The following is a 20,239-nucleotide window of genomic DNA, read 5'->3' as shown; positions in this document are numbered from 1 at the left end:
TCAAGGGTCGCGGAGGGGCAGCTCATTCCTCTCGCTGATCAGGCCGTTGCCCCACCGACTCCGGTCGCCACCAACCCATGCCCCAGCGCGTACAGGCTGGCCCCGACCCGGTTCGTCGCACCGATCTTGGCGTACGTCCGCTCCACGTGGTTGCGGACGGTCTTCTCGCTCAGCACCAGCTTCTCGGCGATCTGGCGGTTGGTCAGGCCCCGGGCGACGTACCCGAGCACCTCGCGTTCCCGCGGTGTCAGCGCATCGTCGCGCGCCACCCGGGGTGCGGGTTGGCCGGCGGCCGCGAGGACCGCGTCCACGCACTCCGGATCGAGGTGTCCCGCCGCGCTCCGGTCCCGCAGTCTGCGAGCCGCCTGCTCGGCGTCGAGGGCCTCCCGGTAGGGTCGCGGTTCCAGTCCGGACCGGTAGGCGACGGCTGCGGCGAGGATACGTTCGCCGGGGCCGAGGGCGGCGCCGCTCATGCCCACGGGGTAGCCGGTGCCGTCGAGGTGCTCGTGGTGGGCTCGTGCGTACGTACGTTCCTGCTCCAGACCGTTGATCCGGCTGAGCACCCGGTCGGTGAGGTAGGGATGCATCCGGACCCGCTCCCACTCCGACGAGGTCAGTCTGCTGGGTGTCGACCACACCTGGTTCGACACCCCGAGCCTGCCGATGTCGTGCAGGTGGCCGGCGCGGCGCAATGCTCGGACCTCCCGCGGGGCGAGTCCCATCAGCTCCCCTGCCGCGGCGCCCAGCGTGGCGACCGCGCGGGAATGTCCCAGCGTGAAGGGGCACTTCAGGTCGGCGAAGTCCCCGATCGCGCAGACCAACAGGTCCAGGCCGGCGGGGTCGAGGCGGACCTCGGCGTCAGGCGCCGCCGCGATCGCGGCCTTCCAGGCATCGGAGTCGGGGACATCGGCGAACACTTCCGCCGGTGACGTGAGCAGCGCGTCGACGACGTCCGGGTCGAAGTGCCCGCCGCGGCGCCGGCGCGCCATCGCGACCGCAGCGCCGACCCCGTGCAGCCGGTGGTGGACCTCGGCGGTGTCGGCCAGTTGCGCGATCCGCATCTCGATCGGGATCGCGGCTCCCTGGCATCCCTGGGGAAGACCGGTCCCGTCGAAGCGTTCGAAGGTGTACGTCACCGCCTGCTCCACCTCGGCCGGCAGACCGAGGTGGTGGGCCAGCGCCGCCGCGGACAGGCAGTGGGAGTGCATCAGCGCTCCCAGCTGGCCCCGGGCATCGCGGAGCAGGGCCGCGGTCGTCAGCAGGCGCTGCGCCACCGGCTCGCCGCGGGCGACGTTGCCGAGCAGGAACCGCAGGAACGGCAGCCCCGTCCAGTCCACCAGGTAGGCCGCACGCCGCACGGCGATGTCGTCGCCGAACCAGCGCGCGTACTCCTGGGAGTCGGCATGGCAGCCGATCCACATGACCAGCGACGTGTAGTACGTCGTGGCGCGCTGGTCGCGGGTCAGCCCGAGCCGGTCGGCGAGGCGGCAGGCGAGGATGGCGGATCTCAGCATGTGCTCGGCCGGCTGGCCGAGGCCGAGGTCGATGGCCACCGACAGACCCGCCAGGACCTCGACGCGACGCGGGAGGCCCTCGCCGAGGTCTCGGGCCGTGGGGTGCATGCCTCAAGTGTGCTCCATGTCACACCGCTGTGGCGCTGGCCAGGACGGGGCTGAAGCTGGCTCGGCCCGCGTAGAAGATGCCGCGTTGGGGGAGCCAGAAGTCGCCCAGGTGGCCCTGCTCGGCCAGGGGCCCGACGTCACCCAGGTCCTCGCCGTCGAGGTGGGCCTGCCCTTCCACCACGCGCCACACCTGTTGGGGTGCCGCCTTGTAGAGCGGACCGTTCGGCGTGGCGCCGTGGAGCCGGGTCCGGCCGGTGCCCAGGAACGCGGACGCCATCGGGCCCATCGAACCGAGGACGACGTCGCTGTTCCAGGCAGCGTCCGGCAGGGCCCCGCCCATCGAGGTCATCATCCGGGTCGCGGGGGTGCTCGCCAGAGCCAACCGCCAGGACAGTCGTCGGCCCATGGTCACCTCGACGGTCCAGTCGTCGCTCCAGTGGACGTCGATGGCCGGCACCTGCTCGCCCGGGGCCTGCGACCCGAAGTAGCGCGGGCAACTCAACTCCGGCGCGACGGTGGTGAAGATCTCCCAGCGCCCGTCCGGTGCTCGGTGCCAGATCGACCGGTACGCGGGTCCGATCGACGTGGCCAGGAAGTCGCGCAGCGCCAGGTAGTGACCAATCGCGTACGGCAGGCCCATCACGCCGTACCCGGTGAAGCGTTCGTCGGTTCCCTCGATGAGCCGAGGGCCGGCCGTCAGGATCGCTACGGCCTCGCGAGGTGTGGTGTTCATGACTCCAGCGTGCGTCCAGGACTACCGGGCCACCTGGGGCATCGGCCTCAACCCGATGCCGGTCCACGTACGCCCCTTCGCTGCGTACGTGGACCGGACCGGGAGTTGATCAGAAACCAGGGGTCGATCAGAAGAACCCCAGCGGGTCGGGGGAGTAGGACACCAGCAGGTTCTTCGTCTGCTGGTAGTGGTCGAGCATCATCTTGTGGTTCTCGCGGCCGATGCCGGACTGCTTGTAGCCACCGAACGCGGCGTGCGCCGGGTACTGGTGGTAGCAGTTGGTCCACACCCGGCCGGCCTCGATCCCGCGGCCCATCCGGAACGCCTGGGAGGCGTCGCGCGACCACACGCCGGCGCCGAGGCCGTAGAGGGTGTCGTTCGCGATCGACAGCGCGTGCGCCTCGTCGTCGAAGGAGGTGACCGACAGCACCGGGCCGAAGATCTCCTCCTGGAAGATCCGCATCGTGTTGTCGCCCTGGAAGACGGTCGGCTGGACGTAGTAGCCGCCGTTGAGGTCGCCGCCGAGCTCGGCATGTCCGCCGCCGGTGAGCACCTTGGCGCCCTCCTGGCGGCCGATGTCGAGGTAGGAGGTGATCTTCTTCAGCTGCTCGTCGCTGGCCTGGGCGCCCATCATCGTCTCGGTGTCGAGGGGGTCACCCTGCTTGATCTGCTGTACCCGGGCGACGGCGTCGGTCATGAAGTCGCCGTACATCGACCGTTCGACCAGCGCCCGCGACGGGCAGGTGCAGACCTCGCCCTGGTTGAGCGCGAACATCGTGAAGCCCTCGAGCGCCTTGCTGTAGAACGCGTCGTCGTGCTGGCCCACGCTGTCGAAGAAGATGTTCGGCGACTTGCCGCCGAGCTCCAGGGTGACCGGGATGAGGTTCTCCGACGCGTAGCCGGCGATCAGGCGGCCGGTCGAGGTCTCGCCGGTGAAGGCGATCTTGCGGATCCGCTTGCTCGACGCCAGCGGTTTGCCGGCCTCGATGCCGAAGCCGTTGACGACGTTGAGGACGCCGGCCGGCAGCAGGTCCCCGATCAGTTCGACGAGCTTGAGGATGGACCACGGCGTCTGCTCGGCAGGCTTCAGCACCACGCAGTTGCCGGCGGCCAGCGCGGGGGCGAGCTTCCAGACGGCCATCAGCAGCGGGAAGTTCCACGGGATGATCTGGCCGACGACGCCGAGCGGCTCGTGGAAGTGATAGGCGTACGTCTGGTGGTCGATCTCGCTGATCGAGCCCTCTTGCGTACGGATCGCCGAGGCGAAGTAGCGGAAGTGGTCGACCGCCAGCGGCAGGTCGGCGTTGAGGGTCTCGCGGACGGCTTTGCCGTTGTCCCAGGATTCGACGACGGCGAGGTCCTCGAGGTGGGCTTCCATCCGGTCGGCGATCTTGAGGAGGATGTTCGCGCGATCCGTCGGCGACGTGCGGCCCCAGGCCGGAGCAGCGGCGTGCGCGGCGTCGAGCGCCGCGTCGATGTCCTCGGCCGTGCCGCGTCCGATCCGGGTGAACGCCTGGCCGTTCACCGGCGAGAAGTTCTCGAAGTAGTCCTTCTTCTTCGGGGCGACCCAGTCGCCACCGATGAAGTGGCCGTACGTGTCCTTGACGTCGATCGTCGAGCTGGAGCTGCCCGGTCGGCTGTACACCGTCATGCTGGATTCCTTTCGTCCGAACCTCGTTGTCCGATGGCGTGTGACACTAGTCACGCTGAGGTTGCGGGAACGTTGCATGAGGCTGCAGGACGCTGCGGGGGGCTACCTCCGGCGGACAGGGGTCGGGGCGGCCAATTCCCGGTCGAGCCGGGCGATCTGCGCGGCCACCATCGGCCGCAGCGGCGATGTGGCGGGCAGGTGATGGTGCTGCGCGGTCCACATCTCCAGGTCGTCCGCGCCCGCTGCGGTGCGCGTCCACGACGCCATCAGGTCGGGCCGTCCGCTGTCGAGGACCGCGGCGCGCAGGGCCCACTCGAGATCGGCGGCCAGAGCTTCGACGGCCGGTGAGGTGGAGCGGGGGAGCAGTCGACCGCTGTACGTACGCAACGCGCCCTCGACATCGCCGTCGGCGAGCATCGTCCGGACGTCGCACCAGTCCCCGCCGAGCCGGGCCCGTAACCGGTACGGGCGGGACTCCAGCATCTCGGGCCCGAGCAGGGCGCGCAGCCGGTTGACCTCGGCCCGGACGGTTGCGTCGCCGACGGGGTGGGGATAGACGAGCTCGGCGAGTTCGGTGCCGGTCAGGCCGCCGGGATGGGCGGCGAGGACCACGAGCATCTCGCTGTGGCGCGGCCCGAGTCGGACGGCGCGGGCCGGATCCGCCGTCGGGGTGAGGAGCGCCTCGGTCCGCCCGAGGGCCTCCAGCCGGACATCGGCCGGGGGTCGGCCGGGGGCCGTGTCATCGCCCGGTCCGGGGGCTAGGCGGGCCAGTTCGGCCTCGGCCATCCGGGCGGCGGCCCGGACCATCGCGAGCGTCTGCGGGATGGCGATCCGCGGACCGCCCGTCACGTCCAGCACCCCGATCACCGATCGCGTGGCCGGGTCGTGGATCGGGGTGGCGGCGCAGCTCCAGCCGCGCACCGCGTCGACGTAGTGCTCTCCGCCGCGGACGACCAACGGGGTGTCGAGCCGCAGGGCGGTGCCCGGCGCGTTGGTGCCGGCGACCCGTTCGTCCCAGTTGCTGCCGGCGACGAAGCCGATCCGTTCGGCGCGCCGCATCGCGGCCCGGGCGCCACTGACCCAGAGCAGGTGACCGTCGACGTCGCCCAGCGCCAGCACCGCCTCGCAGTCGTGGACCGCGTCGCCGAGGACGTCCTCCAGCAGGGGGCGTACGCGACCGAGCGGGTGGGTATCACGCCGGAGCAGCAGCGCGCCCTCGTCCAGGGTGACCGGGGCAGCCGGCAGGTCGATGCTCACGCCCGTCGCCGCACACCGCGTCCAGGAGTCGCTGATCTCGGCGCGCCGGAGCTGCGGGGGTGCGGTCATCGGCCGGCTCCTCATCGTCGGGGGACTGTGTGACCCCCATTACAACCCGCCGACGGCGTTCACACCAGTGCGAGATTCCGGCTGGCGGTGGCAAGATCCCGCATGTGCGGCCGCTGGCGGGTCGCGCGCTCGTAGAGTACGTGTCATGTCCGATGCCCCTGAAGCTGTCACGCTGGTCATCCTCGGAGCCTCCGGGGACCTCACGGGCCGGCTCCTGTTGCCGGGCCTGGCGACCCTGCTGAAGGCCGAACCGGAGCTGGACGTCACCCTGGTCGGCGCGTCCGATCTGGACTGGTCGCAGGAGAAGTGGGCCGATCGGGTGAGCTCGGCACTCACCGACGGTGGGTGTTCGGCGGCCGGCATCCGCCGGCTGGTGGAGGGCACCCGTTACGAGCGACTCGATGTCACCGACGCGGCGCAGATGCAGCGGTTCCTGACCGAGCTGTCGGGCCAGATCGTGCTCTACTTCGCGCTGCCGCCGGCGGTCTCGATGCGGTCCTGCGAGGCGCTGGCCCACGTCGACCTGCCGGCCGGGATCCGGCTGGCGATCGAGAAGCCCTTCGGCTCGGATCTCACCAGCGCCCAGCAGTTCAACGCGCTGCTGGCCCGGCTGGTGCCGGAGGAGCAGATCTTCCGCGTCGACCACTTCCTCGGCAAGGCCACGGTCCTCAATCTGCTCGGCCTGCGCTTCGCCAACCGGATCCTCGAGCCGGTGTGGAACGCCACCAACATCGAGCGGGTGGAGTTCGTCGCCGACGAGACGCTGGCCCTGGAGGGCCGGGCGCGCTACTACGACCACGCGGGCGCGCTGAAGGACATGATCCAGAGCCACCTGCTGCTGGTGATGGCGATGTTCGCCCTGGAGGAGCCAGCCCGCCTCGACGCGGTCGAGTTGCGGGACCTGATGGTGCACACCCTGCGGTCCACCCACCTGTGGGACAACGACCCCGTGGCGAGTTCCCGGCGTGCCCGCTATACCGCGGGCACCATCGAGGGCGGCAGATCCCGGCGTACGTGGACGAGGAAGGCGTCGACCCGTCGGCCATGACCGAGACCCTGGCCGAGGTCATCGTCGAGATCCGCAACAGCCGCTGGGCCGGGGTGCCGATCCGGCTGCGTAGCGGCAAGGCACTGGGCGACGGGGTCCGCGGCATCACCGTGGTCTTCCGTCCGGTGGCGCACCAGCCGGAGGGCTTCCGCAACCAAGCCGCCCGCGATGTGCTGTCGATCGGGATGAGCCCCGAGACCCTCGGGATCCGCCTGGCCACCAACGCCGAGGGCGACCGGTGGGACCTCGAGCAGACCGATCTCTATGCCGAACTCACCGACAGCCCGGTGCGGCCCTACGGACAGATCCTGTACGGGATCATCAAGGGTGACCCGCTGCTGGCGGTCCGCGGTGACGTCGCGGAGGAATGCTGGCGCATCCTCACCCCGGTCGTCGAGGCGTGGGCCGACGGGCGCGTGCCGCTCGACGAATACCGCGCCGGGTCCAGTGGGCCGTCGAACTGGAACTGATCCGCGCCGGAGTGTGTGCACGGTTTTTTGACCATAGGGCTGCCTCAGTGTCATTTTGGGTGGTGCCGCTGTTGACGCGGTGGTTGGATCCGGATCACTGGTCGGCTGACTCGTAGGGGTGCTGCCTGCATGGCGTTCATAGGTTTTGTCGCCGGTCAGTGTGAAGGACCGGCCGGCGTGACTTGATAGGAGCGTGGCACCGCCCCCACTGAGATGTGTCCGCCGACCGGCCCGACCGTCCCTCACTGATCAGGGTGAAAGGAGGCAACCACCATGGTTGTCGTCGGAGCCGATGTTCACAAGCGCAGCCACACGTTCGTTGCGGTCGACCAGACCGGCCGCAAACTGGGTCAGCTGACCGTCGAGGCCATCACGGCAGGGCATCTGAAGGCCCTGAGCTGGGCCCGCCGGGAGTTCGGTGACGAGCTGGAATGGGCGATCGAGGACTGTCGCCACCTGTCGTCGCGGCTGGAGCGTGACCTGTTGGGCGCCGGGCAGACGGTGGTCCGGGTCCCGCCCAAGATGACGGGCCAGGCCCGCGCGATCGCCCGCACCCGTGGCAAGTCCGACCCGATCGACGCGCTGGCCGTCGCCCGGGCCGCGCTGGCCGAGCCGAACCTGCCCAGGGCTTGCCACGATGACCAGGCCCGGGAGCTGAAGCTGCTGGTCGACCGGCGCGACACGCTGATCACCCAGCGCACCGCCACGATCAACAGCCTGCGCTGGCGGGTCCATGAACTCGACCCCGAGTACCCGATCAAGCCGTCCGGCCTGGACCGGGCCAAGCACCAGCACGCTCGCCGCTTGGCTGGCCGCGCAGACGGGCATCGTGGCCGAACTGGCCACCGACGAGCTGGAGGACGTGATCGCCCTGACCGGGCGGATCAACGTGCTGGAGAAGAGGATTGCTGCCCTGGTCGCCCAACGGGCCCCTGAACTGGTGGCGCTGCCCGGTTGCGGGGCGCTGACCGCGGCCAAGCTGGTCGGCGAGATCGGGGCCCTTGACCGGTTCGACAACGAGGCCCAGCTGGCCCGCCATGCCGGGATCGCGCCGATCCCGGTCTGGTCGGGCCGGACCGAGGGCCGGGTCCGGATGACGCGCTCGGGCAACCGGCAGATCAACTGCGCCATCCACCGCATCGCGGTCACCCAGACCCGGCTCAAGGACAGTCTGGGTCGGGCCTACTACGACAAGAAGAAGTCCGAAGGCATGTCCAACCGCGAAGCCCTGCGCTGCCTCAAACGCCACCTCATCCGCCTGGTCTTCACCACCCTCAAGAACGCCCGACGATCAGCACCCCAGCCCTGTCTGCCGGCCGCCGCTTGACATAGGAGAAACCTATGGTCCGATCGCGGTACCCACCGAGGGTCCTCGGCGCGGTCCTGCGTGCCCTCTCAGGCAGTCTCGTGACATCGACGTACGTGTCGGCGAGGGTGACTAGGGAGCGCTGCGGGAGTGACCGTGGGGACGCCGAGGACCGCCGGCTCCCGAACTCATGGCACGAGGAGCCGGCTTACCCCAGCGCCTCGGTGGCTCGACCGGCACTCTCGCCGGAGTGTGATCGGGGCGGGCGGGCCACGGCGACAGCACCCTTGCCCTTCTGATCGGGCGGTGCTGGTCTTTGGAACGGTCGACTTGCTGGTCTTGCTCGCACCTTGTACTATTTAACTATCAACTAAACCTGCCCCGGGTTGAACGACTTCCACTCTGATTGCGAGATGAACATGAGCTTCTTCAACAAGGCCAAGCGCGCTGCTGACCAGACCCCCGCCCCGGTCGCGGCGGTGTCGACCAGCGGCCCGCTGTTCCAGCTGGACGGGACCTACAACCTGGATCCGTCGCACACCCAGATCGGTTTCGTGGCCCGTCACGCGATGGTGACCAAGGTCCGTGGCCGTTTCGCGGAGTTCTCGGGTTCGGCCTCGACCAAGGCCGGTCTTGTTGACCCGAAGATCGAGGTGACCGTGCAGGTTCCCTCGATCAGCACCAACGACGAGGGTCGTGACGGTCACCTGAAGTCGGCTGACTTCTTCGATGTGGAGCAGTTCCCCACGATCACGTTCTCCTCGACCGATGTCACCGCGGTGGCCGATGACACGCTGCGGGTTGCCGGTGAGCTGACGATCAAGGACGTGACCAAGCCCGTCACGATCGATTTCGAGTACGCGGGTGCGGCGCTGGACCCGTTCGGTAACCAGCGTGTGGGCCTGGAGGGTTCGACCGTGGTGGACCGCAAGGAGTTCGGTCTGACCTGGAACGCGGCGCTGGAGACCGGTGGCGTCCTGGTCTCGGACAAGATCACCCTCGAGTTCGAGATCTCCGCCATCAAGGCCGCCTGATCCACGCCCCCAATGAAGGGCGCTCCGGTACTCCCGGAGCGCCCTTCGTGCTGTTCGCCGTGTGAGCAGCATCCCCATGCCGTTCCCCTGATGTCGGGCGGCGCACGGTCCTAGCCTGGTACTGGCGATGGCATCCGTCGCCACGAGACGGGCGACGGCATCCACCGGCGCTACGACAGGGGGCGACGGTCCAATGGTGCACCTCGTAGACGAAGCGGCCATCCGTACGAGCCCCGACCTGTCGTGGCAGCCGCTCTACCGGTGGGGCGGCGTTTCGGCCTGGGTGTACGTCGCCCTCGTGCTGATCCCGGTGACGCTCGTCTTCGTCGCACCCCTTCCACCGGCCGAGGGTCGCGCCGTCCTCGACTACATCGCCGCCCACCGTGTCGTCTACCTCGTCGAGTTGGTGTGCTTTGTCGGGCTGAGCATCCCTGCCCTGGTGGTGTTCGCCGCCCTCGCGGTTTCCCTCGCACGCCCGGCCAGGGGGCTTGCCGCAATCGGAGGACTCTTCGGCATCTCCTCCGAGATCATCGCGTTGGCAGTCGGCAGCAGCCCCGAATCCCTGCATGGTGGTCTTGTCCTGCTCAGCGACGCCTATACGAGCGCGACCAGCGAGGCAGAGCGCCTCACCCTGGTGGGCGCGGCCGATGCCCTGGTGGCCATCGCGAACGCCATGCCCTGGGCCGGCGTGCTGACCGCTGCCGGCATCCTCGTGCTGTCCCTGGCGATGTGGCGAGGTGACAGCCGTCGTGGACTGGCCGTCCTCGGAATCGTCGCCGGTGTCCTCGGTATGGTGAGCGAGGTCCTGCGGCCGGTGATCGGCGTGGCCTACCTCCTCTACGGACTACTCCTGCCGGTGTGGTTCGGCTGGGTGGGAGTCGTCCTCCTCCGGGTGGATGCCGTCCGTGGGGGAGTCGGTGTGGCTCCGGTCGAGCACTGATGCGGCGGGGGCCCGCTGAGCCGTCTGGTGGTGCGCTTGAGACGGAGCCGCTGACAGGGCGCTACCCGGTGTGAGTGCACACGGCGCTACTCGGCGTGAGTGCCTCCCGTCAGGGTGCTGGTCTTTGGAACGGTCGACTTGCTGGTCTTGCTCACACCTTGTACTATTTAACTATCAACTAAACCTGCCCCGGGTTGAACGACTTCCACTCTGATTGCGAGATGAACATGAGCTTCTTCAACAAGGCCAAGCGCGCTGCTGACCAGACCCCGGCCCCGGTCGCGACGGTGTCGACCACGGGCCCGCTGTTCCAGTTGGACGGGACCTACAACCTGGATCCGTCGCACACCCAGATCGGGTTCGTTGCCCGTCACGCGATGGTGACCAAGGTTCGTGGCCGTTTCGCGGAGTTCTCGGGTTCGGCCTCGACCAAGGCTGGTCTTGTTGACCCGAAGATCGAGGTGACCGTGCAGGTTCCCTCGATCAGCACCAACGACGAGGGTCGTGACGGTCACCTGAAGTCGGCTGACTTCTTCGATGTGGAGCAGTTCCCCACGATCACGTTCTCCTCGACCGATGTCACCGCGGTGGCCGATGACACGCTGCGGGTTGCCGGTGAGCTGACGATCAAGGACGTGACCAAGCCCGTCACGATCGATTTCGAGTACGCGGGTGCGGCGCTGGACCCGTTCGGTAACCAGCGTGTGGGCCTGGAGGGCTCGACCGTGGTGGACCGCAAGGAGTTCGGTCTGACCTGGAACGCGGCGCTGGAGACCGGTGGTGTCCTGGTGTCGGACAAGATCACCCTGGAGTTCGAGATCTCCGCGATCAAGGCCGCCTGATCCACACCCCCACGAAGGGCGTCGGCGGAATGTTTCCGCCGGCGCCCTTCGTCGTGTCGGGCACTGGACGTCCTGCCCGTGACCCGCGGTGCCGCAGTCGCGGCTGTTCCGGACAGCCGCCGGACTCCCATTCAGCTGCCGGGCATCGGCGCCCGGCGGGGAACTGAGCGGGCGGCGTCTGGCGAGAAGCGCGGCGGCTACAGGCCGTCGGAGGCCACCCGCCACCGGCCACCCGCCACCCGCCACCCGCCACAGGACCGGAGGGTCGGGATGACCCCACCCAACGCCACCGGGCCGGCCGCCGATACGCGAGGCGCCTCGGCGACTCCAGGAGTTTGCCAGGCGCCCGTCGCCGAAAACCCCGAGACGCGGAAGCTGCACCGGCGGTTCGCCCTCAGCCCTAAGACGACACTCAGACTCAGCGCAACCTGTGGAGCCGCTGCATCGAACTGTGACTCCTGCCGGGTAGTCTTTGCATCGATGCTTACTCGTAGTAGTGTTCGGAGGCCCATATGACCTGGAAGGCCCGTGGCGTCGCCGCACTCACGGCGATCACCCTCGCCCTCGCCATCAGCGCCTGTGCGCCGGCCAGCCCCGCAAATCGCGCGCCTGCCGGCACCTCCGCGTCCGCGAATCCGGCCCCGGCCGCTTTCGCCGTGACGTCGAACGTCGCCGCCGACGCCAAGGATGTGCCGGTCGACACGTTGCTCAAGGTCAGCGCTTCCACGGGTGCGCTGAAGGATGTCGCTGTCACCGGGTCGGCCACCGACCGCAACGGCAAGACGGTCAGCACCACGGTCAAGGGTTCGGTCGGCGCCGATGGTTCCTGGACCGCCTCGGAGCGCCTGGACCCCGCGACGACGTACACCGTCGTCTCCACGGGTTCGGCCCCTGCCGGCGAGTCGTCCCTGACCTCGACGTTCACCACCACCGCGCTCTCGCTCAAGCAGCAGATCTACGTCACGATCACCAACCAGTCGGGGTCGACGTACGGCGTGGCCATGCCGGTCATCGTCCAGTTCGACCTGCCAGTGAAGGACAAGAAGGCGTTCGAGCAGAACCTGAAGATCACCACAGTCCCCGCGCAGAACGGGTCCTGGGGTTGGGTCTCCGACCGCGAGGTGCAGTGGCGCCCGCAGGACTACTTCCAGCCCGGTACCAAGGTCTCGGTCAAGGCGGATCTCAACGGCGTGAGCGCGGGCAACGGCACGTACGGCCAGAACTCGGCGTCGGCAGACTTCACCATCGGCCAGTCCCGGATCACCAAGGTGGACCTCGGTTCCAAGCAACTCACCCAGTACGTCAACGGCCAGTCGGTGGCGACCATCCCGGTCAGCGGCGGCAAGCAGGGTGACGAGACGCGCAGCGGGACCAGCGTGGCGATGGAGAAGCTGCCCGAGACCCGGATGGCGTCCGAGACCGTCGGCATCGCCAACAACTCGCCCGACGGGTATGACCTCATGGTCAAGTATGCGATCCGGATCACCACCAGTGGTGAGTTCCTTCACGCCGCGCCGTGGAACCAGGCCTACTTCGGCAACACCAACGCCAGCCACGGGTGCGTCGGCATGAGCACGGCGGATGCCCAGAAGATCTTCGGCATCATCCAGGTGGGCGACCCCGTCGTCGTCTCCGGCACGAACCGTTCTTTGGATGACGGCAACGGGTGGACCGCCTGGAACGACTCCTGGCAGCAGTGGCAGGCGAGGTCCGCCCAGGCCTGACAAGGCCCCGGCTCGGCTCCGGCCCCCGACGATCACGGATCGTCGGGGCCATCTTCGTGAGGTCTGCTGCGAGTGTCGTCCCCTCGGGGGCCGGCCGCGAAAAGCGAAGCGTGGTCCTCGGAGGCCGGCGCCCTCGCGGGCCGTGTGCCCTCAGACACAGTTGCCGGGCGAGGCCGTCGGCCGCCGGGCCGTTTGCCGCGTCCTCGCGTTCGGTCCATGAACTTGTCCGATAGCGCCGTTTCAGGGCCCCCGTGGGCGTCTCCCAGAAGGCCGTCCGAACGAGTGTCGCGCCGGGCTTGACAGAGCCTGGGTACAAGGTGTGAGAATACTGCTACAGGCTGATGTTACCGTTAACATGGTGACAACGAACCAGGACGGCCCGGTTTTCCGCGGACCGCATCACGCGCAAGGAGGCGAGTGGGGGGATGACGCCGAGAATGTTTTTCTGCCATGATGCAGACACAACCTTCACGGGTCGAATGTCGCCGTCGCTCTCGCGCGCGTGCACGGTCACGGCATCCATCGATCCCGTGACCCATCATTCGTTCCGTCACCCTCGTGTCCAGCGCTTCGACGAACGGCCGGTCCTGACCGGCCATCGCTCGAGGATCTGGCCCGGGGCCAACCAAATCGGCCGTCCCTTGCAGTCAAGGTGCCGGACCATCACCTGCCGCCTCCTCGCTCCGGGGCAGTAGGCACGACCCAAACGCCTCCCGGGGGTCCCGGGCAGGCTTGATCCGATCTCGCAACGATGCGTGATCGGGGAAAGTGAGCAATAATGCGCAAGCTTCTTGCGATCATCCTTGCGGGGATCATGGCCCTGGCCATGGCCGCCTGTGGTCGTTCGACGGCCTCGACGCCCGCGGGGTCGACGGCGACCAAGGGGACGATCGGTGTGGCGATGCCCACCAAGACGTCCGAACGCTGGATCAAGGACGGCGACAACATCAAGAACGCTCTTGAGTCCGCCGGCTACAAGGTCAACCTCCAGTACGCCAACGACGACATCCCGACCCAGGTCACCCAGGTCTCCGACATGGTGACCAAGAAGAACCAGGTCCTCGTGGTCGCCGCCATCGACGGTGTGGCCCTCAAGGGTGCCCTCAAGGACGCGAAGGACGCCGGTATCCCGGTGATCGCCTACGACCGCCTGCTCCGTGAGACCGACGCGGTGGCCTACTACACGACCTTCGACAACTACAAGGTCGGCGTGCAGCAGGGCGAGTCCCTCGTCAAGGGCCTCGAGGCCAGCAGCGCCCCGAAGCCGTACAACATCGAGGTCTTCGCCGGTTCCCCCGACGACAACAACGCGACCTTCTTCTACAAGGGCGCGATGAGCGTCCTGCAGCCGAAGATCGACTCCGGTGAGCTCAAGGTCCGCTCCGGTGAGACCGACTTCAACACCGTCGCCACCCTCCGTTGGGACGCCGCCACCGCCAAGAAGCGGATGGAGAACCTGCTGACCAAGTCGTACTCCTCGGCCGACGTCAACGGTGTGCTGTCCCCCTACGACGGCATCTCCCGCGGCATCATCGCCGCCCTCAAGGGTGCCGGCTACGGCTCCGGCGGCAAGAAGCTCCCGGTCGTCACCGGCCAGGACGCCGAGCTCGAGTCGGTGAAGAGCATCCTCGCGGGTGAGCAGTACTCCACCATCTTCAAGGACACCCGCAAGCTCGCCGACACCACGGTCACGATGATCCAGCAGATCGCCAGTGGCCAGACCGTCACCACGAACGACACCTCCTCCTACAACAACGGTGTGAAGGTCGTCCCGACGATGCTCCTCGACCCGGTCCCCTGCGACAAGTCGAACTGCTCGCAGATCCTGACCGACGCCAAGTACTACACGGCCGACCAGCTCAAGTAGTCCGGATTCCGTACGGCCGGGGGCTGTGACCCGGCTCCCGGCCGTACCGGAAACCACGTCGGCACCACGAGGAAGGCATCATGACCGACACCCTCCTGTCCATGCGCGGCATCACGAAGACGTTCCCTGGGGTCAAGGCCCTGTCCGACGTCAATCTCGAGGTGCGCCGGGGCGAGATCCACAGCATCTGCGGCGAGAACGGCGCAGGCAAGTCCACCCTGATGAAGGTCCTGTCCGGGGTCCACCCGTACGGCTCCTACACCGGCGAGATCGAATACGACGGCCAGGAGTGCCACTTCCGGAACATCCGGGAGAGCGAGCACGCCGGGATCGTCATCATCCACCAGGAGCTCGCCCTGATTCCTGAGCTCACGATCACCGAGAACATGTTCCTCGGCAACGAGCACGCCAAGGGTGGTGTGATCGACTGGCAGGAGAACCGGGCCCGTGCCCTGAAGTACCTCCGCATGGTGGGCCTGGACGAGAGCCCCGACACGCCGATCCGCAGCATCGGTGTCGGCAAGCAGCAGCTCGTCGAGATCGCCAAGGCACTGGCCAAGGACGTCAAGCTGCTCATCCTCGACGAACCCACCGCGGCCCTCAACGACACCGACAGCAAGCACCTCCTCGGCATCCTCAAGGGGCTGCAGGCCGAGGGCATCACCAGCATCATGATCAGCCACAAGCTGAACGAGATCGAGCAGATCTCCGACTCGATCACGATCATCCGCGACGGTCACACCATCGAGACCCTCGAGGTGGGTTCCGGCGAGGTGAACGAGGACCGCATCATCCGCGGGATGGTCGGCCGCGACCTCGAGCACCGCTACCCGCCGCACGAGTCGCACATCGGCGAGGTCATGTTCGAGGTCAAGGACTGGACCGTCGCCCACCCCGACGATCCCCGTCGCCTCGTGGTCAAGCACGCCGACCTGTCGATCCGTCGCGGTGAGATCGTCGGCCTGGCCGGTCTGATGGGGGCGGGCCGCACCGAGTTCGCCCGCAGCCTCTTCGGGCAGAGCTGGGGCCACAAGGTGTCCGGCGAGGCGCGCCTCAACGGGCGGCTCCTGAAGCTGCGCACCGTCGAAGGAGCCATCGAGGACGGTCTGGCGTACGTCACCGAGGACCGCAAGGTGCTCGGGCTCAACCTCATCGACACGATCCGCCGCTCCATCCCGTCGGCGAAGCTGCACAAGATCTCCCAGCGCGGCGTGCTGAACGCCAACCTCGAGATCAAGGCGGCCAACGAGTACCGCACGTCGCTGCACATCAAGGCTCCCTCGATCGAGGAGGGCGTGGGCAAGCTGTCGGGCGGCAACCAGCAGAAGGTCGTCCTCGGCAAGTGGATCTTCACCGATCCCGAGATCCTCATCCTCGACGAGCCCACCCGCGGCATCGACGTCGGGGCCAAGTACGAGATCTACGAAATCATCAACAAGCTCGCGGACTCCGGGAAGGGCGTGCTCGTGATCTCCTCCGAGCTGCCGGAACTCCTCGGTATCTGCGATCGCATCTACACCCTGTCGGCCGGAGTCATCACTGCCGACGTCCCGCGTGAGAACGCCGACCAGGAGACCCTCATGCGCTACATGACCCAGCGAAAGGCCGATTGACATGGCAGAGATCACCTCCGAGACGGGGAGCCCCAGGACCTCCGTCCTGAAGAAGTTCCGCGATGCGGTCGGCGGCGGCGGCCTGCGCCAGTACGGCATGATGATCGCCCTGGGCCTGCTGGTCCTGCTCTTCCAGTTCCTCACCAACGGCCTGTTCCTCCAGCCGCGCAACGTCACCTCCCTGCTGGTGCAGAACGGCTACGTGCTCATCCTCGCCATCGGCATGGTGATGGTGATCATCGCCGGGCACATCGACCTGTCGGTCGGTTCGGTCTGCGCCTTCGTCGGCGCCACGGTCGCCACCGCCATGCACACCTGGCACTTCCCGTGGCCCGCGGCGATCCTGCTGGGCCTGGCGATGGGCATCGTGGTCGGCATCTGGCAGGGCTTCTGGGTGGCGTACGTCGGCATCCCGGCCTTCATCGTGACCCTGGCGGGCATGCTGCTCTTCCGCGGCCTCGACCTGATGATCCTCAACGCCCAGTCGATCCCGGTCCCGGAGGCTTTCCAGAAGATCGCCAACGGCTACCTGCCCGAGATCGGCCCGAACACGGGCTACCACAACATCACCCTGCTGCTCAGCATCCTTGCCGTCGTCGCCATGGTCTGGTTCGAGTTCCGCCGCCGTGCCGATCTCAAGCAGCACGACATGCCCATGCCGTCGATGATCGGCTCCGTGATCAAGCTGGTCGTGCTCGGTGCCCTCATCATGATCTTCGGCATGCTCCTCGCCTCCTACCGTGGCGTGCCCGTCGTCGGCCTGATCCTCCTCGCGCTGGTCATCGCCTACACCTTCGTCACCCAGCAGACGGTCACCGGACGCCGCATCTACGCGGTCGGTGGCAACCGGCACGCGGCCGGCCTGTCCGGCGTCGACACGAAGAAGATCGACTTCTTCGTGATGGTCAACATGGGCTTCCTCGCCGCGATCGCCGGCATGGTCTTCACCGCCTACCTCAACGCGGCCAACCCCAAGGACGGCCAGAACTTCGAGCTGGACGCCATCGCCGCCGTGTTCATCGGTGGTGCCGCGGTCGCCGGCGGTGTCGGTACGGTCGCCGGCTCGATGATCGGTGGTCTGGTGATGGGCGTGCTCAACCTTGGCCTGGCCAACATGTCGGTCGACTCCAACTGGATCCAGATCATCAAGGGCCTCGTGCTGCTGGGAGCCGTCGCCTTCGACGTGATCAGCAAGCTGCGCGGCAAGTCGAACTTCATCGACATGATCATCAGAGCCGTCGGTGGCGGCCGCGGCGGGTCCGCCGAGAGCGGCCCGGCGTTGGGTCTGCCGGCCACCGGCTCCGAGACCGGTGAGGCCCCGGTCAAGGTCGATGGTGCGACGGTCAACACCGTCAGCGGGTTCAAGAAGATCAACGGTGCCTCACTCGGTGCGGCCCGGCACAAGCGGGAGACCGCGAGCCGCGGCTGACGGCTCCTCCACCCCACTGCTGATGGCCACCCGGGCAACCGGGTGGCCATCGGCGCGCGTGCCGGTGGTTCAGGCCATCCGGCCGGCACTTCTCCGGTGACGAACGGGCCGCGGGGGTTCGCCGTGCAGGTGGCGGGCGCCCAGAGCGACCAAGGACACCGAACCGACCAGGTACATCAGCGTCAGGATGCTCAGTCCCACGATGAACGGCAGTGGCGGCTTGGCGGTGAGGGGTTCGGACGTGAGGGTGATACCGGTGTAGGTGGCGAGGGTCACCAGCAGCACCAGACCCACCACCGTGAACGTGGTGGCGACGATGACCAGGTTCCGTGGCCGGCGCTCGGCGTGGACCGCCACGATCAGCACGGCAGCGCCGATCAGGGCCAGCGGGGACATGACCATCGGGACGTACCACAGGGTCGTCAGGATGCCGTCCATCCCTCCGAACCGCGGCGTGAACAGGGCTGCCACGCCCGCGGCGAGCCCGCTGGCCAGAGGCATCGCGGCGAGGATCGTGCCGAGCAAGGTGAGGCCCCGTCGGTGGTGACCGTGGGTACGCGGCCGGGATGTGATGGCGGCGGACATGATGACCTCCTGCCCCCATTGTCGCGCCGTGGGGCGACCCTGGCGAGACCTGCCTGGGACCCCCACGCCGTTCTGGTGAGGGCGCCCGGCCGGGCCGCTCGTGGAGCCCGGGAACTAGGGCCCCGGTTCCCACGGTGGAAGACTGGGGCCGTGGCCACCGCTGACCTCGATCCTGTCATCACCCTGCGCCGGATCGCCTACCTGCTGGAGCGCGCCTCCGCGGACACCTTCCGGGTGCGCGCGTTCCGCCATGCCGCGGACACCGCCGAGCAGGTCGGTGTTGAGGAACTGCGTCGCCACCTGTCCGCCGGCACCCTGACGGAACTGCCCGGCATCGGGCAACGTACGGCTGCTGTCGTCGCCGACGTCCTCGAGGGACGTACGCCGGAGTACCTCGTCCATCTCGAAGGCGAGGTCGCCGGGCCGGTCGTCACCGGGGGAGAGACTATCCGCGCCGCGCTCCAGGGGGATCTGCACCTGCACTCGGATTGGTCGGACGGTGGTTCCCCGATCCCGGAGATGGTGGCCACCGCCGCCGGTCTGGGGCACCGCTACCTGGCGCTGACCGATCACTCGCCGCGGCTCAAGGTGGCGAACGGGTTGTCGGCCGAGCGGCTGCGTACGCAACTGGGCGTGCTGGCCGAGATCAACGCATCCGATCCCGGGATCCGCGTCCTGGCCGGGATCGAGGTCGACATCCTCGAGAACGGCGCATTGGACCAGGAGTCCGCGCTCCTCGATCGGCTCGACGTCGTCGTCGCGAGCGTCCACTCGAAACTGCGGATGCCCCGCGCGGACATGACGCGGCGGATGATCACTGCGCTCGCCGACCGGCACGTCAACATCCTGGGTCACGTCACCGGCCGGCTCGTCGCGGGAGGGCGAGGAACCCGGCCGGAGTCGACCTTCGACGCGGGGCTGGTGTTCGAGGCGTGTGCGCACTTCGGCGTGGCGGTGGAGATCAACTCCCGGCCCGAACGCCTCGACCCGCCGATGCGACTGCTGCGCGAAGCCGTCGAGATCGGCTGTCTGTTCTCGATCGACACCGATGCACATGCCCCGGGCCAGCTGGACTGGCAACCGTACGGGTGCGCCCGCGCCGAGGAGGCCGGTGTGCCGCTGGACCGCATCGTGAACACCTGGCCGGTCGAGGACCTGCTCGCTTGGACCGGACGCCGATCCGGCCGCTCCGGCTGAATGGCGCGGTCAGGCGAGGCCGAGCCAGCCCGGGAGGTCGGCGAACGAGTCCAGCACGACATCAGGGGCCGGGCCCGCGTCGTGCAGTTGGTCCTCCCGGAACTTGCCGGTCCGGACCTGGACGCCGATGAGTCCCGACGCCATGCCGCCGCGGACGTCGGAGGTGAGGTCGTCCCCGACCATCGCCACCCGCTCGGCGCTCAGCCCGAGGGCGGACACGCCTGCCGCGAACATCGCCGGGGCCGGCTTGCCGATGACGACCGCCTCGATGTCGGCTGCTTGCTCCAGGCCCGCGACGAATGCTCCCGTGTCCAGCGACAGCCCCGCCGACGTCCGCCAGACCAGGTTGCGGTGCAGGGCGACCAGTTCGGCCCCCGCCAACAGGCAAGCCAGGGCGTGGTTGAGAGCGTCGTAGGTGAACTCGGGGCCTGCCCCGCCCAGCAGTACCATGTCCACGTCAGCGGGGTCGGTGTCGGACGGTACGAGCGTGAGACCGGCCAGGTCGGCCGTCAGGTCACCACTGTTCAGCAGCAGGCAGCGGGCGCCCGGATGGCTCCGGGTGACGTAGGCGGCCGCAGCGGACGCCACCGTGATCACCTCGTCCTGCTGCACAGGGAAACCCGCCGAACGGAGGGCCTCGGTGATCCCTTCCCGCGTGCGGGAGGTGGTATTGGTGACCAGGCGCATCGGGACATCGGCGCGTCGGAGCGTCTCGAACGCCTGCAGGGCGCCGTCGATCGCCTGCCAGGAAATGACGAGGACCCCGTCGATGTCGAGAAGAAGGCCGTCTGCCATGCCGTCCGCCATGATTCATGGTCGCAGAGGTGGGCCCCCGCGCCCAGAGCTCGGTCG

At 68.2% G+C, this 20,239-nt stretch carries 16 protein-coding genes and 1 pseudogene; 11 read left to right on the top strand and 6 right to left on the bottom strand.

All coding sequences use genetic code 11. The features are described 5' to 3' along the window. Positions 1–38 precede the first annotated feature (38 nt). The 4 genes from Rai3103_RS01470 to Rai3103_RS01455 all read right to left on the bottom strand — a co-directional run bounded on the left by Rai3103_RS01470 (position 39) and on the right by Rai3103_RS01455 (position 5,332). Positions 39–1,622: an HD domain-containing phosphohydrolase gene (locus Rai3103_RS01470; protein WP_153571094.1), complete on the bottom strand. Its 1,584-nt coding sequence runs from the start codon at positions 1,620–1,622 to the stop codon at positions 39–41. Positions 1,623–1,641: 19 nt separating this feature from the next. Next, on the bottom strand, positions 1,642–2,355 hold the full coding sequence (locus Rai3103_RS01465) for a hypothetical protein (RefSeq protein ID WP_153571092.1): 714 nt from the start codon (positions 2,353–2,355) through the stop codon (positions 1,642–1,644). A 127-nt stretch (positions 2,356–2,482) separates the two neighbouring features. Beyond that, entirely contained in the window at positions 2,483–4,006 is a 1,524-nt protein-coding gene (gene exaC, locus Rai3103_RS01460; RefSeq protein ID WP_153571090.1) for an acetaldehyde dehydrogenase ExaC, read from the bottom strand. 102 nt (positions 4,007–4,108) lie between these two features. Next, positions 4,109–5,332 (bottom strand): GAF domain-containing protein, encoded by a 1,224-nt coding sequence (locus Rai3103_RS01455; RefSeq protein WP_153571088.1) that lies wholly within the window; start codon positions 5,330–5,332, stop codon positions 4,109–4,111. A 145-nt stretch (positions 5,333–5,477) separates the two neighbouring features. Here Rai3103_RS01455 and Rai3103_RS01450 point away from each other — a divergent pair, with 145 nt between their 5' ends. From Rai3103_RS01450 to mmsB, 10 genes and pseudogenes are all read left to right on the top strand, one after another. Beyond that, a complete protein-coding gene (locus tag Rai3103_RS01450) occupies positions 5,478–6,380 on the top strand; it encodes a hypothetical protein (RefSeq protein ID WP_239022374.1) in 903 nt (300 codons plus the stop codon). Then, entirely contained in the window at positions 6,377–6,850 is a 474-nt protein-coding gene (locus tag Rai3103_RS18125) for a hypothetical protein (RefSeq protein WP_422396018.1), read from the top strand. The genes Rai3103_RS01450 and Rai3103_RS18125 overlap by 4 nt, the downstream gene beginning before the upstream one ends. A 273-nt stretch (positions 6,851–7,123) precedes the next feature. Continuing rightward, positions 7,124–8,177: pseudogene (locus tag Rai3103_RS01445) on the top strand (IS110 family RNA-guided transposase). A gap of 392 nt (positions 8,178–8,569) precedes the next feature. Then, positions 8,570–9,190 carry a YceI family protein gene (locus tag Rai3103_RS01440; protein WP_338420046.1) on the top strand — a complete coding sequence of 207 codons (621 nt, stop codon included), beginning with the start codon at positions 8,570–8,572 and terminating at the stop codon, positions 9,188–9,190. 193 nt (positions 9,191–9,383) lie between these two features. Beyond that, the gene (locus Rai3103_RS01435; RefSeq protein WP_153571086.1) at positions 9,384–10,130 is read left to right on the top strand and encodes a hypothetical protein; all 747 of its coding nucleotides are present in this window, start codon (positions 9,384–9,386) and stop codon (positions 10,128–10,130) included. Positions 10,131–10,351: 221 nt separating this feature from the next. Further along, positions 10,352–10,972 carry a YceI family protein gene (locus Rai3103_RS01430; RefSeq protein WP_338420045.1) on the top strand — a complete coding sequence of 207 codons (621 nt, stop codon included), beginning with the start codon at positions 10,352–10,354 and terminating at the stop codon, positions 10,970–10,972. 512 nt (positions 10,973–11,484) lie between these two features. Then, entirely contained in the window at positions 11,485–12,696 is a 1,212-nt protein-coding gene (locus tag Rai3103_RS01425) for a L,D-transpeptidase (protein ID WP_153571085.1), read from the top strand. Between the two features lie 778 nt (positions 12,697–13,474). Then, positions 13,475–14,563 (top strand): multiple monosaccharide ABC transporter substrate-binding protein, encoded by a 1,089-nt coding sequence (gene chvE, locus Rai3103_RS01420; protein WP_153571084.1) that lies wholly within the window; start codon positions 13,475–13,477, stop codon positions 14,561–14,563. 80 nt (positions 14,564–14,643) lie between these two features. Continuing rightward, positions 14,644–16,176: a multiple monosaccharide ABC transporter ATP-binding protein gene (mmsA, locus tag Rai3103_RS01415; protein ID WP_153571083.1), complete on the top strand. Its 1,533-nt coding sequence runs from the start codon at positions 14,644–14,646 to the stop codon at positions 16,174–16,176. Between the two features lies 1 nt (position 16,177). Beyond that, positions 16,178–17,605 (top strand): multiple monosaccharide ABC transporter permease, encoded by a 1,428-nt coding sequence (gene mmsB / locus Rai3103_RS01410; RefSeq protein ID WP_153571081.1) that lies wholly within the window; start codon positions 16,178–16,180, stop codon positions 17,603–17,605. Positions 17,606–17,674: 69 nt separating this feature from the next. Here the strand turns inward: mmsB and Rai3103_RS01405 are convergent, their stop codons facing one another. Beyond that, the gene (locus Rai3103_RS01405) at positions 17,675–18,190 is read right to left on the bottom strand and encodes a hypothetical protein (RefSeq protein WP_153571080.1); all 516 of its coding nucleotides are present in this window, start codon (positions 18,188–18,190) and stop codon (positions 17,675–17,677) included. A 150-nt stretch (positions 18,191–18,340) separates the two neighbouring features. Between Rai3103_RS01405 and Rai3103_RS01400 the strand changes: the two genes are divergently transcribed. Beyond that, the gene (locus Rai3103_RS01400; RefSeq protein WP_153571079.1) at positions 18,341–19,387 is read left to right on the top strand and encodes a PHP domain-containing protein; all 1,047 of its coding nucleotides are present in this window, start codon (positions 18,341–18,343) and stop codon (positions 19,385–19,387) included. A gap of 9 nt (positions 19,388–19,396) precedes the next feature. On the opposite strand, the gene Rai3103_RS01395 is transcribed toward Rai3103_RS01400, so the two are convergent. Next, positions 19,397–20,182, bottom strand: a complete 786-nt coding sequence (locus Rai3103_RS01395) for an HAD-IIA family hydrolase (RefSeq protein ID WP_153571077.1) — start codon at positions 20,180–20,182, stop codon at positions 19,397–19,399. Between the last annotated feature and the right edge of the window lie 57 nt (positions 20,183–20,239).

Origin of the sequence: Raineyella fluvialis (genome assembly GCF_009646095.1) — a bacterium.
Classification (GTDB): Bacteria; Actinomycetota; Actinomycetes; order Propionibacteriales; family Propionibacteriaceae; genus Raineyella; species Raineyella fluvialis.
This window is presented reverse-complemented; position numbering and strand designations above follow the sequence as displayed.

Coding starts and splice junctions, on each gene's coding strand:
- Rai3103_RS01450 (WP_239022374.1), top strand. CDS start 5,478: ATGTCCGATGCCCCTGAAGCTGTCACGCTGGTCATCCTCGGAGCCTCC.
- exaC (WP_153571090.1), bottom strand. CDS start 4,006: ATGACGGTGTACAGCCGACCGGGCAGCTCCAGCTCGACGATCGACGTC.
- Rai3103_RS01395 (WP_153571077.1), bottom strand. CDS start 20,182: ATGGCAGACGGCCTTCTTCTCGACATCGACGGGGTCCTCGTCATTTCC.
- Rai3103_RS01455 (WP_153571088.1), bottom strand. CDS start 5,332: ATGACCGCACCCCCGCAGCTCCGGCGCGCCGAGATCAGCGACTCCTGG.
- Rai3103_RS01430 (WP_338420045.1), top strand. CDS start 10,352: ATGAACATGAGCTTCTTCAACAAGGCCAAGCGCGCTGCTGACCAGACC.
- Rai3103_RS01425 (WP_153571085.1), top strand. CDS start 11,485: ATGACCTGGAAGGCCCGTGGCGTCGCCGCACTCACGGCGATCACCCTC.
- Rai3103_RS01435 (WP_153571086.1), top strand. CDS start 9,384: ATGGTGCACCTCGTAGACGAAGCGGCCATCCGTACGAGCCCCGACCTG.
- chvE (WP_153571084.1), top strand. CDS start 13,475: ATGCGCAAGCTTCTTGCGATCATCCTTGCGGGGATCATGGCCCTGGCC.
- Rai3103_RS01405 (WP_153571080.1), bottom strand. CDS start 18,190: ATGTCCGCCGCCATCACATCCCGGCCGCGTACCCACGGTCACCACCGA.
- mmsA (WP_153571083.1), top strand. CDS start 14,644: ATGACCGACACCCTCCTGTCCATGCGCGGCATCACGAAGACGTTCCCT.
- Rai3103_RS01465 (WP_153571092.1), bottom strand. CDS start 2,355: ATGAACACCACACCTCGCGAGGCCGTAGCGATCCTGACGGCCGGCCCT.
- Rai3103_RS01470 (WP_153571094.1), bottom strand. CDS start 1,622: ATGCACCCCACGGCCCGAGACCTCGGCGAGGGCCTCCCGCGTCGCGTC.
- Rai3103_RS01440 (WP_338420046.1), top strand. CDS start 8,570: ATGAACATGAGCTTCTTCAACAAGGCCAAGCGCGCTGCTGACCAGACC.
- mmsB (WP_153571081.1), top strand. CDS start 16,178: ATGGCAGAGATCACCTCCGAGACGGGGAGCCCCAGGACCTCCGTCCTG.
- Rai3103_RS18125 (WP_422396018.1), top strand. CDS start 6,377: ATGACCGAGACCCTGGCCGAGGTCATCGTCGAGATCCGCAACAGCCGC.